Below are 12,719 nucleotides of genomic sequence, written 5' to 3' on the forward strand. Positions count from 1 at the left end.
ACCAGGTCACTGCCGTAGCAGGGTCCAGTCCTGGGTGGTGGTCACCCCCTTGGCGACCTTGACGGAGACTGTGTCGGGTTGGTAGCCGTCCTTGGCGGCGAGGACGGTGACCTTGTCGCTGGGCAGCCAGTACCCGTACTGGCCGTTCCTGTCGCTGTGGACGGTGTACGAGGCGGTTCTGGAGATGATCCGGATGGTCACGCCCGACAGCGGGTGCAGCGCACCGGCGGCGTCCCGGTACTGGACGGTCCCGGCCAGCTTGCCCCACGTGTTGGGCGGTTTGACGGTCATCGTCACGCCGACCGCCGGGACGCGGTACGGGGTGTCCGTGGTCGCCAGCATTCGCCCGGTGTAGTTGCCCGGCTGGGCCACGGAGGCGTCCGCGGCATCGAATGTGACGGTCACCTTGGTGCTGGCGCCTGCCGCGAGGGTGAGCGTGGGGGTGTTGAGCGAGAGCCACGGCGCCGGGCCGTCCGAGGGTTGGTCCCAGCCGGCGAGCACCTGGGCGGTCGGCTGCGCGTCCCCGACGCCGATGCTGCCGCCGATGGCGTAGAAGCCCTGGCTGCCGCCGAAGCGGTACGAGGCGACCGGGGTGTTCGGCAGCTCGGTCCAGCTGTCAGTGGCCGGGTCGTAGGCCCAGCCCTGGTTGGACAGAGCGGTGTCGACGACACCGTCCTGGAGCAGCAGCTGCCCGTTCGCACTGGTGTAGGCGGTGCCCCAGTCGGTCTTCGGGAGCGAGGCGATCGGGCTCCAGGCGTCGGTGGCCGGGTCGTAGACGTAGGCATGGGCGCTGTCGGCGTTCGCCGCCGAGTACCCGCCGGCGCAGTAGAGCTTGCCGGCGATGCCGCCGCAGGCCTCCCAGGCGGTGGGCTCGGGGTAGTCGGCGATCTTCGTCCAGGTGTTCTGCGACGGGTCGTAGGCGAGGGCGTCGGTGCTGCCGCAGCCGGTGTTCGTGCAGCCGCCGACGACGTACATCTTGCCGCCCGCCGCGGCGCTGGCGGCCCCCGCGTGTCCGGACGGGATGGTGGCTCCGGTGCTCCAGCTGTCGGTGGCCGGGTCGTAGATCTCCATCGAGGAGTCGACGGTGGACTGCGGGGTCCATCCGCCGACGACGTAGATCCTGCCGTCGATGGCGGCGTGGGCGGGCGCGTCCCGCTTGTCGTGGGCGCTCGCCTTCTGCGTCCAGGACCCGGTGGCGGGGTCGTAGGCGTAGAGGGTGTTCACTTCGCCCACGTCGTTGCCGGCGAACCCGAGGCCGGAGTAGACGACACCGCCGACGGTCTCGACGACGTTGTCGGTGCTCGCGGCGGGGACGTCCGCAATGGGCTGCCAGCCCTCCGAATCGGCGGGTCCGACGGCGTTCTGAGCCGCTGTCAGAGCGGTGGCGGCCGCCTTCCTCTCGGCGGGGGTCGCGCTCGCCGCGGCGAGGGCCGCGGGTCCCGCGGAGAACGGGCCGGCAATGCGCCGGGTCGGGACGTTCCCGGTGGCGCCGACGGACGCTGCCGTGTAGCCGGAGGACTCGGCCGAGAGCGTGACCGTTGCGGGCGCGGTTCCGGTGTTGCGGACGGTGAGCGTGGTCTTCGCCGTGCCGCCCATCTTGGCAGTGGCGGACAGCGAGGTGGAGGAGAGCTCGACGCGGCCGGCCTTCATGGCGAAGTCGGCCTCGGTGACCGTGCTCTGGACGATGGCCACAGTCGAGGCGGCGGAGGCGTAGTGCGCCAGCGCGGCATCGACGGTGTGGCTGCCGACGCCCGGCACGAAGGCCCAGTAGAAGGCACCGCCGAGGGCGGTGTCGTCAACGACCGTGGACGTGGCGGAGACGGTGCTGTCGGCGGCATCGGTGACGGCCACGCCTGCCAGCGCGGCACCGGTGTTGGCGTCGGTCACCTTGCCGACGAGCAGGCCGCCCTGCTGGGGGTCGCAGGTGGCGCCGCCCAGCTGGACGTTGTCCACCTCCCAGTAGCCGCCGGTGGTGGCGCTGTAGGCGAAACGGATCTGCACCTGGGACTGCCCGGCAGCCTGCGGCAGCGGGACCGAGACGACAGTCCGGATCGAGGTGGCGGAGGGGGAGTTCCAGACGGTGGTCCAGGTGGCGCCGCCGTCGGTGCTGAGCTGGACGGCACCTGCGGTGTCGGTGCCCTTGGCGTAGCCGTCCCCGAAGGAGAGGACCGGAGGGTCGTCCGCGGTGAAGGTGGACAGGTCGGTTGCCGGGCTGGTCAGCGTGGTGTTACGGATGTTGTCCTGGTACGCGTCGGCGTCGACGATCGCGAAGTTGCCGTCACCGGTGGTCAGGTTGGAGTGCCCCAGCGGGTTGGTGAAGACCCAGCCGGCCTTGGTCCCGGCCGCGCTGGCGACGCTCCAGCCGTCCGGGACGGCCTTGTCGTCGAAGCTCTGGAAGAGTCCGTGGTGGTTGAGCTGATACCCCGCCGCCGTGCACGCGGCGGTGTCGATCGGCAGTTGGACGTCGTCGGTCAGCGAGGACGTGCCTGCGCTGATCGTGCTGGTGGTGGACTGGTAGCCCCGGTAGTAGGGGGTGAAGTCCAAGGTGTAGTCGGCGTTGACGGGAACGTAGACCGTGTAGGCGCCGGTCTTCGGATCGGTGTGGACCGGGCCGCCGGTGGCGCCTTCGACGCTGATCGAGGCGTAGAGCGGCCAGCCCTGCCCGGAGCCGTCCTTGACGGTGCCGGACACCTTGACCCGGGCCACCTCGGCGAGCGCGAGGTTCTCGGTCACCACACCGCCGTCGGTGACGGTGACGCCCACCGCCTTCCCGGTCGCGAAGCCGTAGGCCCCCGCGGTGACGTCGTAGGTGCCGGGGGAGAGGTAGAGGTCGTAGCTGCCGTCGGCGGCTGTGGTCACCGAGCGGCTGCCGGCCGAGACGACGGCGTCGGCTACCGGATCGCCGGTCGTTGCGTCCGTGATCGTGCCCTTGACCTGGCCGTGTGGTGCGGCCGAGAACGCGTCCGTGCCGTTCGGGGTGCCCAGGCCGGTGGGGCCGTCGTAGCCGGTCTGCGCGGTGCAGTAGTAGGCCGGCGTGCAGTGGCCGTTGCTGCCGCTGGTCACGTCGTTGAGCGCGGAGCGGTCGTTGTACGGGTAGGAGCTCGGGTAGCTGCCCTGGGCCGGGGTGCCGGCGTCGGCATAGGTGGCGGTGATGATCGGAGCCGATGCGGAGGTGCCGCCGTAGACGGCCCAGCCGCTGCCGCCGTAGGTCTGGTACACGGCCAGGCCGGTGGCGGGGTCGGCGACGGCGGAGACGTCGGCGACGGTGCGTTTGGCGCAGCCGGTGTCGGTCTGCCAGGTCGGCTTGGACTCGTAGACCGAGCAGCCTGAGCCGCCGCCACCGTAGCTGTTGCTCCACGCCGACTCGGTCCAACCACGTCCGGTCCCTGCGGACTTGGTGAGCGAGGTGCCGCCGACGGAGGTGACGTACTGGGAGGCGGCGGGGTAGGTCACGCCGTAGGCGCTGTCGCCGGAGCTGGCCACGACGGCCACGCCCGGGTGGTTGTAGTACGGGTCGGCGGCGGTGGTCTCGGAGGCGTCCTCGCCGCTCCCGGGGGCGGAGGAGTAGCCGCTGCCGTAGGAGTTGGACACGTACTTCGCGCCGAGAGCGACTGCGGTGTCAACGCCGGTGCCCAGGTCGTCGGTGGACGCGGTGCTCGCCTCGACCAGCAGGATGTGGGCGTCGGGTGCGACGGCGGAGACCATGTCGAGGTCGAGCGAGATCTCGCCGGCCCAGCTGCTGTCGGCGGGCGGGAGGGCAGGGCCGCCGGTCTGGTTGACCTTGCTGAGGCAGCCGTTGGCGGTGGTGCAGGCGGGCAGCCCGTACTGGGCGCGGTACACCGCCAGGTCGGCTTCTGCGTTCGGGTCGTCGTAGGCGTCGACGATGGCGATGGTCGCGCCCGCGCCGCCGTCTGCCGGAAGGCTGTAGGCCGAGAGCAGGTCGGAAGGGCCGTAGCCCGCGGGCGGGTTGGTGTTCGGCTGGGCGTCCGCCGGGGTCGCCGCGCCGCTCTTGGCGCCCTTTCCGCGCATGACGCCCTTCACGGCCGAGATGTCGGTGCGCTTCAGGGCGAAGCAGGTGGCCTGGCCGGGCTTGGGCGCGGTCGTGCAGACCGGTTCGCTGTGCGGCGTGCCGGTGTGCCGCTGCGTGTCCGTCGTGGTCGGTATCGTCGGGGCCGAGGCGCTGGTCGCGCCCGATGCCCCGGCGGTTCCGGCGGTGGCGGCCAGCGCCGTCGGGCCGTTGAGGCCCGCCAGCGCCAGCGCGCCGACGGCCGCGGTGGCGGCAGTCAACCGGAGGCGTCTGATTCCCATCGGGTTGGAGCTCCTGTCGCGTGCGTGGCCGGGCCTGATCGCCGACTGGGCGGGCGCACAAGCTCCCGTTCCTGCAGGGAGATCGCACGGAAACGGGATGCCCGGACGGAGGCGCGGCTCGGGAAGCGGATGCGCTTCGTTTCGAGATCATTCTGGTGAATCCCGGATGGACGGAACGGTCTTCCCCTGTCGAGACTGCGACATGACGTGATCTCGCCGCGTACGCGCAAGCCCCCGTGCCGGCTGAGATGTCGTGGTCTCGCCATGTCGTGCTGTCGCCAGTCGACAGCCCTCCCGGACCACCGTCGCCCCGGGTCAGGATGACGCCCCGAAGCGCCCTGCTTCCCGAGCCGTGCGGACACGCAGGCCGTCCCGCACCTGCCCGGCCTCCACGACGGACGGAGAGCACGTGCACCAGCGCATCCCACTCCGCAGACGGGCGATGGCCGTCGCGGCCCTGGCCCTGGCGGGCCTCGCGGCACACCCCGCCCTGGCTGCCGCGGCCAGCTCCCCGGCCGGATCCGCCGTCTCGACGGCCCCAGCGTCCTCGATCCCCACCACCACCGAGACCCAGCAGAGCACGGGACGGATCAGCTCCCAACGGGTGTGCGGCACACCCGCGCCGGGCCGGGCGTCCTGCTTCGCGCTGAAGCGCACCGACATCTCGGCCGTCAAGGGTGTCATGCGCGGCCGTAAAGTGAAGCCCGCAGGTGTGTCGGCCGCGGGCGACACCGTACCCAACACGCCCGCAGGGTACGGTCCTTCGGACCTGCTGTCCGCTTACGCCCTGCCCGCGAACGGCGGCGCCGGGGCGACCGTCGCCATCGTCGACGCCTACGACGACCCGAACGCGGAGGCCGACCTGGCGGTGTACCGCACCCAGTACGGGCTGCCCGCCTGCACCACGGCGAACGGTTGCTTCAAGAAGGTCGACCAGACCGGCGGCACCGGCTACCCGGCGGCCAATTCCGGCTGGGCCGGGGAGATCTCACTCGACCTGGACATGGTGTCGGCGGTCGCGCCGAACGCGCATGTCGTCCTGGTCGAGGCGACCACGGCGTCCAGCACCGACCTCGGCACAGCGGTGGACGAGGCAGTCGCCCTGGGAGCCAAGTACGTGTCCAACTCCTACGGGGCGTCCTACAGTTCGGCTGCTGGCAGCGGCGAGGACGCCTCCGAGGCCGCTGCCTACGACCCGTACTACGACCATCCGGGCGTGGCCGTCGTGGCCAGCTCCGGCGACAGCGCCTACGGCGTCGCCTACCCCGCCGCCTCCCAGTACGTCACGGCCGTCGGCGGCACCTCGCTCACCAAGGACGCGACGACCGGCCGGGGTTGGGCCGAGTCGGTGTGGAAGACCAGTGCCACCGAGGGCGGCGGCTCCGGGTGCTCGCTGTACGAGGCCAAGCCCGCATGGCAGAAGGACACCGGCTGCGCCAAGCGCAGCGTGGCGGACGTCTCCGCCGTCGCGGACCCGGCCACCGGCGTTGCCGTCTACCAGACCTACGGCGGCAGCGGCTGGGCCGTCTACGGCGGCACCTCCGCCTCGGCTCCGATCATCACCGCCACCTACGCTGACGCCGGCACCCCGGTCGCGGGCAGCAACCCGGCCTCCTACCCGTACGCAGTCGCGTCCGCGCTCAATGACGTGACGACAGGAAGCAACGGCACCTGTACGCCGGCCTACTTCTGCACGGCCGGACCCGGCTACGACGGTCCGACCGGACTGGGCACCCCCAAGGGTCTCGACGCCTTCCGCTCCGGTCCGCACGGCGAAGTCAGGGGCACCGTCACGGACTCCGCGACGGGGCAGCCGATCGCCGGCGCCGCTGTGACCGTCGGGTCCGACCAGGTCGTCACCGGGAGCGACGGCAGCTACGACGTCGTCCTGGCCCCCGGTACCTACGACGTCACCGCAGGCGCCTACGGCTACACCAGCGCCAGCGCGACCGGCGCGGTCGTCACCGACGGCGGGACCCTCACCCGGGACTTCGCTCTCGACGCCGAGGCCCGTGCCACCATCAGCGGCAAGGTGACGGACGGATCCGGCCAGGGCTGGCCGTTGTACGCCTCGATCTCCGTCGACGGGGTGCCCGGCGGACCGGTGCACACCGACCCGAGAACCGGCCGGTACAGCCTCTCCCTGCCGGTGGGCTCCGCCTACACCCTGCACGTGACGCCCTACTACCGCGGCTACCAGGTGACCACCCAGCAGGTTTCCCTCGGTGCGACGAACCTGGTCCAGAACATCCAGGTGCCGATCGCCGCGGGCTGCACGGCCGCCGGCTACGCGATGGCCTACCACGGTCTGCACCAGACCTTCGACACCACGGCCACGCCCGCGGGCTGGACCGTGGCCAACGCAGCCGGTACGGGCAACGGTTGGACCTTCACGTCCCCGACGCGCGGCAACATCACCGGCGGCGCCGGGGGCTTCGCGATCGTGGACAGCGACAGGGCGGGCGCCGGGAAGACGCAGGACTCCTATCTCACCGCCCCCGCCACCGACCTGTCCGCCTACAGCGCGGACGCGCCGCCGGTGCTGTCCTTCGCCAACGCCTTCCACGTCGCGCCCAACTCGGCCGGCCAGGTCCAGCTGAGCACCGACGGCGGCACCACCTGGACCACGGTGTGGAACTCCGCGGCGGTCACCACATACGCCCAGAGCGTCACCCTCCCGCTGCCCCAGGCGGCCGGTCAGTCCGCGGTCGAGGTCCGGTTCCACTACACCGGGGCCGACTCCTGGTACTGGGAGCTCGACAACGTCGTGCTGGGCAGGTACGGCTGCGAACCCCTCACCGGCGGCCTCGTCGTCGGCACGGTGAGCGACGCCAACACCGCCGCCGCCGTGCCGGGCTCGACCATCGTCGACGCCGGCGACGCGAAGCTCACCGCCACCTCCGCAACTGTGGCCGACCCGGCCTTGAAGGGCGCGTTCTACTGGTACTTCTCACCCGACTCCGGTGACCGCACCGTCACCGCCGCCATGTCCCGTTACACCACAGGCTCCGCGGTGGCCGCCGTGATCGCCGGCAGGACCACCGAGGCCGACTTCGCCCTCAAGGCGGGCCAGATCACCGCCTCCCCGGACACCGTCGCCAGGACGGCCGCCTGGGGCGGAACCGCAAGCAGTACCGTCACGCTCAAGAACACCGGCACCGCGGCCGCCACCGTGCACCTGACGGACACTCCGACCGGCTACTCCATGCAGGGCGTGACAGCGGGCCCGGACGAGGTCCCTGCCCTTGCCGTGCCGACCAGCACCACGTCCGGAAGCGAACTCCTGGCGGCCAGGAATGCCACGCCCGACCAGCTCGCCACCACCCGCAGTGCGCGGCAGGCCGTGCAGGCGGGCGTCGGCGCCAACACCGCCGACCATTGGCAGAGCGTTGCAGACCTGCCCGTCCCGCTCAGTGACAACATCGCGGACACCGTCAACGGCATCCTCTACACGGGTCTCGGCTACGACGGCAGCAACGACACCAACCAGTGGTACGCGTACAACCCCGCCGCCCAGACGTGGGGTGAGCGGGCACCGGCCAAGGACACCCGTGAGGGCGCGGCGCACGGCGTCGTGAACGGCAAGGTGTACGTCACCGGCGGCTGGCTGCCGTCCGGTGAGACCGACTCGCGGACCGAGGTCTACGACCCGGCCGCCGACGCGTGGAGTACCGCCGCCAACGCTCCTACGGCGTACGCCGGCTCGGGAAGCGCCGTGCTGGACGGCAAGCTCTACACCATCGGCGGATGCACCGACGCGGCCTGCGGCAGCACCGCCGCGTACGCCTTCGAGCCGGCCACGAACACCTGGACGCAGATCGCCGACTATCCCAAGGCGGAGTCCTGGATGTCCTGCGGTGGAGTGGGCGCGAAGGTCTACTGCGCCGGAGGCGTCGCCGACGCGACGGGCGCGACCGCGTACTCCTACGCCTACGACCCGGGGAGCAACACCTGGTCGCCGATCGCCCTGCTGCCGTCCTCCGTCTGGGGCGCGGCGACCACCGCCGCCAACGGCCAACTGCTGCTCCAGGACGGCATCCAGGCGAACAACCTGTCCAACCGGGGCTATGCCTACGATCCCGGCACAGGCACGTGGTCAGCCCTGCCGAACACCCCCACGGCCGGCTACCGGTTCGCCGGCGCGCTCGGCTTCTACACCGTCGGCGGCAGCACCGGCCTCGGCAGTACGTCCAACACCGCCCAGGTGCTGGCGGGCTGGGAGTACTCGGACAGTGTCAGCACCGACTGGCTCTCCCTGGACCGCGACCAGTTGACACTGCAGCCGGGAGAGTCCGCGAAGGTGACGCTCACCTTCGACGCCGCGGTGCCCTCGATCTCCCAGCCCGGCACCTACACCGCCTCGCTGCTCCCCGACGCCGACACCCCCTACCCGGTCGCGGCGGTCAAGGTCGCACTGACGGTCAGCCCGCCGACCAGCTGGGGGAAGATCGCCGGCACCGTGCAGTACCGGAACGCGGACGGCGAGATGAAGCCGGTCGCCGGGGCAACCGTCCAGATCACCACCTGGACGGCCTCCTACACCCTGCACACCGACACCGCCGGTCAGTACCAGATCTGGATGGACACCCGGAACAACCCGCTGACCGTCATCGCGGCCAAGGACGGCTTCGTGCCGCAGACCGCGACCGTGAAGCTGGTCAGGAGGTCCGCGGTGACCAAGGACTGGACACTGGTCCAGGACTGACGCCGGGTCGACACCCCGCCCCGGCCCGGCAGGAACTCCCGGGCCGGGGCACACCGGACCCCGTGGAGCCGTCCTCGGGCAGGCCGGGATCAGATCCAGCTGTTGCGCAGTGCGTGCCAGGCCAGTTGGAGCCTTGAGGTGACGCGTGCCGTGTCCATCAGCGCGCGCAGCCTTCGCTGCACGGTACGTGGGGAGGTGCCGATCTGGTGTGCGGTGGCGGTGTCGGTCAGGCCGGAGAGCATCAGCTGCAGGATCTGGCGGTCCAGCGGCTCCAGTCCGCTGTCGTCCCGCAGGTAGGGCCGGGCCCGTCGCCAGGTCGCCTCGAACAGCTCGCAGGCGAGGACCACGAGCGGCTGGCGGATCATCATGGTCCGCTGCGGGCTGGTGCGCACCAGGGCCACGCTGCGGTCGGCGATCGCCAGCTTCATGAGCGGATGGTCCACCACCCGCACCTGGTGGCCGAGGCTGAGCCGGTCGTTGAGCGCACGGACCGCTTCCGGCTCGGTGAGGAACTCGCTGTCGACGATGACGCGGTTCTCCAGGCCCGGCGGTGCCGCCGGCTCCATGGTGACCGTGCTGGCAACGGAGGTGACGGTGTTGGTGCCCGTCTGGAAGGCCCAGAGGGATTCCTTCGCCGCGGACTGGATCTCCAGTAGTCGCTGCGCCTGGGCGGGACCGTCGATGTACTCCACGAGATCGCTCGGGGAAGACCCCCGTTCCCGGCGGTAGGCCTCACCGAGTTCGGCGAGCGCGACCTCGGCCCGCCGGGTGCTCTCCCGCAGCCGGGTCAGGCGCGGCCCCAAGGCGATCTCAGGCGGGAGCGCGGCCCAGCGACCCTCCCCGCCCGAGACCGGAGCCATCAGGCCGTGCGTGGCGAGGCGTTCGACGATCCCTTCGGCTGTGGCGAGCGGGCAGCCGAGCGCGTCCGCAATGTCCCGCGTGGAGGCACTGGGCACCGACGCCAGATAGCGGAACGCCTTGACGTCGTCCGCGGAGCCGTCCAGTCCGAGATCAGTCAGCACCGGGTCAGTCTGGACGACAGTCCACATGCTTGTCACATGAAACAGACGCGCCCGCAGTGCGCATCGCCTGCCCGCATGCGGGTGTCCGCGGCTGTCGCGCCCCCGGTCGTTCAGTTGCTGCCGCCGGTGCTGGTGGTGCAGGTGTCGCCGTGGGCGGGACAGGTGCGGGTGTTGCCGCCGACCAGGTGGATCTGCAGGGGGTGAGCGGCCAGGCCGGCGCTGTTCAGGGCTGTGCGGAGCTGACTGGAGGCGGGGGTCGGCGGGATGCCGAGGACGGTGACGACGATGGTGCCGGAGCGGGACTGGACGTCGGCGACCTGCCAGCGGCCCTGCGCGGCCCACTGCTTGGCCACCGGGGTCGCGTCGGCGGCGGTGGACAGGTCCTGCGAGACGGTGACCGTGCCGGTGGTGAGCGGGACGGCGACCAGGAGGACGGCGGCGGCCACCACTGCCAGGGTGCGGCCGGTGAGCCGGCCCAGCGGCAGGCCGGCCTGGCGGGCCGCGTCGCGGACGCGGTAGACCAGGAAGACGACGGTGCCGGTGGCCACGATGGCGGCCACGTTGGTGGCGAACAGCAGCGCCGACTCCCCCGCGTCGTGGTACCGGCCGACCTGAAGCAGCAGCCCGGTCACCGCCAACGGGGGGACCAGGGAGATGGCGATGGCAACGCCCGGCAGGGTGTCCGAGATGTCGGAGCGGATCAGTGCGAAGGCCCCGACGGTGCCGGTGGCCAGCGCGCCGACCAGGTCGATCAGTCGGGGGCTGATGCGGCCCGCCACCTGGCTGTTGCTGGCGAAGTGGTCCGGCGGTGCGGCCACCACCGCGAACAGGTAGCCGACGGCGACCACCGCCACGGCCCCGCCCAGCACCAGCAGGATGCTGCGCTGCAGGTGCCGGTGGTCGGCCAGGACCAGCGCCAGCGCGCTGCCGAGGATCGGCGTCATCAGCGGGGCGACGATCATCGCACCGATGACGGTCGCCGTGGAGTCGCCGATGACCCCGGCGGTGGCGATCACGGCGGCCAGTACCAGCAGCACCCAGAACCGGCTGGAGCTCGGGCTGCGCCAAGACTTCTCGATGAACAGTGCGTCCGTCATGCGGTGCACGGCCGCGGTGTCGATGCCCAGCAACTGCGTCCTCTCCCAGGGCCTTCCCGGTCACTGACATCCAGTCGACCGGCAGCCGATCCGGCCCGCCACCGGGGCTGCGCCGTCCGGCGCAGCCCGATCGCTCATGCGGCCTGGGCGCTGACCCGGCCGCGGGCGGCGGCGTTCACCAGGGCCTGGTGGTCGCGTTCGTTCTGGTCGGCGTAGTGCTCGGCGAAGCGGGCCAGGGCTCGGTCGAAGGAGTCGTTGGTGCCGAGGTAGGCGGCGATCGCGATCCGGTCCCCGGAACGGGCGTGGGCACGGGCGAGGGTGGCGCCGCACAGGCGCCCGAACAGGCTCAGGCCCTCGGGGAGCATGGCCTGGGGTTCGGCGATGCCCTTCCAGTCGCGCAGCTGCCGGACGTAGAAGTCGCGGGTCCGCCCGTCGATGCCCTCGGCTCGTTCCCAGCCCAGCAGGATGTCGCTGGTGGCCTGCATCGTCCGCTGCCCGGCCACCACCCGCCGGCCCTGGTTGGTGTACTCGCTGGCGCCGGCGTGTTCGGCCAGCACCGAGGTGTCGGCCTCCTTGACCTGGAGCAGCAGCGGGTCCTGGTCGTCCCTGCCGAGCAGCAGCACGATCCAGCAGCGGGTCCCCACACTGCCCACACCCACCACCTTGCGCGCCACGTCGGCCAGGCGGTACTGGGCCAGCAGGTGCCGGTGGTGCTCCTGCAGCGTGGAGCCGTAGCGGGCGAGCAGGCCGCGCAGGGTGCGCTCCACCGTTTCGCGTTCCTGGTCCGGGAGCAGGTCGGTGATCGGCACGATCAACGGCGGGGCGGCGGTGATGCGGCGCTGCCCGTCGACGAGCCCGGTGAGCTTGTCGAAGGCCTGCAGGGTGTCGCGCGACCGTGCCTTGTCCAGGGTCCGGGCGACGATCCTGCCTCGGCGCGCGTCGAGTTCCCTGGTGGCCAGCGCCTGGAGCCGGTCGGTGTCGATGCGGGCGTACCAGACGTCGAGGTTGCCCATCCGGGCGAAGCCGCGCATCTGCTCGCGGTAGCTGCGGACGGTCGCGCGCACGATCGCGGCCCGTTCCCTGTCGGTGAAGCCGTTCTCGCGCCCGGCGATCACCAGGCTGGTCGCCAACCGCTTCACGTCCCACTCCCAGGGGCCGGGCAGGGTCTCGTCGAAGTCGTTGATGTCGAACATCAACCGCCGCTCCGGCGAGGCCAGCAGCCGGAAGTTCAACAGGTGCGCGTCCCCGCACAACTGCGCCCGGATCCCGGTCCGGGGCGTACCGGCCAGGTCGGCGGCCATGATCCCGGCCGCGCCGCGGTAGAAGCGGAACGGGGATTCGATCATGCGTCCGTAGCGGATCGGCACCAGCTCCGGCACCCGGGCGCCGGACTGCGACTCCAGCAGCGCCACCGGGTCGAAGCGCCCCGACCCGGGCTCGTACTCCTCGTGGCTGCCGCGGGGCGCAGCTGCCCGGGCCGCCTTGCCGATGGCGGCCCGCTCCTGAACCGACAGGTGCTCCGCCGAGGGCCCGGCAGGCCTCTTGGTCTGGGTCATGGGCGAAACCTCCTGTGCACATCCGCTGACA

General features: G+C 71.6%; 5 protein-coding genes. 1 reads left to right on the plus strand and 4 read right to left on the minus strand.

What is annotated here, in order from left to right:
• Positions 1-6: 6 nt before the first annotated feature.
• Positions 7-4,308: a carboxypeptidase regulatory-like domain-containing protein gene (locus ABUW04_RS29390; RefSeq protein WP_380567435.1), complete on the minus strand. Its 4,302-nt coding sequence runs from the start codon at positions 4,306-4,308 to the stop codon at positions 7-9.
• A gap of 442 nt (positions 4,309-4,750) precedes the next feature.
• Here ABUW04_RS29390 and ABUW04_RS29395 point away from each other — a divergent pair, with 442 nt between their 5' ends.
• Positions 4,751-9,013 (plus strand): carboxypeptidase regulatory-like domain-containing protein, encoded by a 4,263-nt coding sequence (locus ABUW04_RS29395; protein WP_449341759.1) that lies wholly within the window; start codon positions 4,751-4,753, stop codon positions 9,011-9,013.
• Between the two features lie 89 nt (positions 9,014-9,102).
• Here the strand turns inward: ABUW04_RS29395 and ABUW04_RS29400 are convergent, their stop codons facing one another.
• From ABUW04_RS29400 to ABUW04_RS29410, 3 genes are all read right to left on the minus strand, one after another.
• The gene (locus ABUW04_RS29400; protein ID WP_232242021.1) at positions 9,103-10,035 is read right to left on the minus strand and encodes a LuxR family transcriptional regulator; all 933 of its coding nucleotides are present in this window, start codon (positions 10,033-10,035) and stop codon (positions 9,103-9,105) included.
• Positions 10,036-10,145: 110 nt separating this feature from the next.
• Complete coding sequence (locus tag ABUW04_RS29405) at positions 10,146-11,132, minus strand: DUF389 domain-containing protein (protein ID WP_232242922.1); 987 nt, start codon at positions 11,130-11,132, stop codon at positions 10,146-10,148.
• Between the two features lie 134 nt (positions 11,133-11,266).
• The gene (locus ABUW04_RS29410) at positions 11,267-12,688 is read right to left on the minus strand and encodes a DUF2252 domain-containing protein (protein ID WP_380567439.1); all 1,422 of its coding nucleotides are present in this window, start codon (positions 12,686-12,688) and stop codon (positions 11,267-11,269) included.
• Positions 12,689-12,719: the final 31 nt, after the last annotated feature.

This window comes from Streptacidiphilus jeojiensis (genome assembly GCF_042510965.1).
In the GTDB taxonomy this organism is placed as follows: Bacteria; Actinomycetota; Actinomycetes; order Streptomycetales; family Streptomycetaceae; genus Streptacidiphilus; species Streptacidiphilus jeojiensis.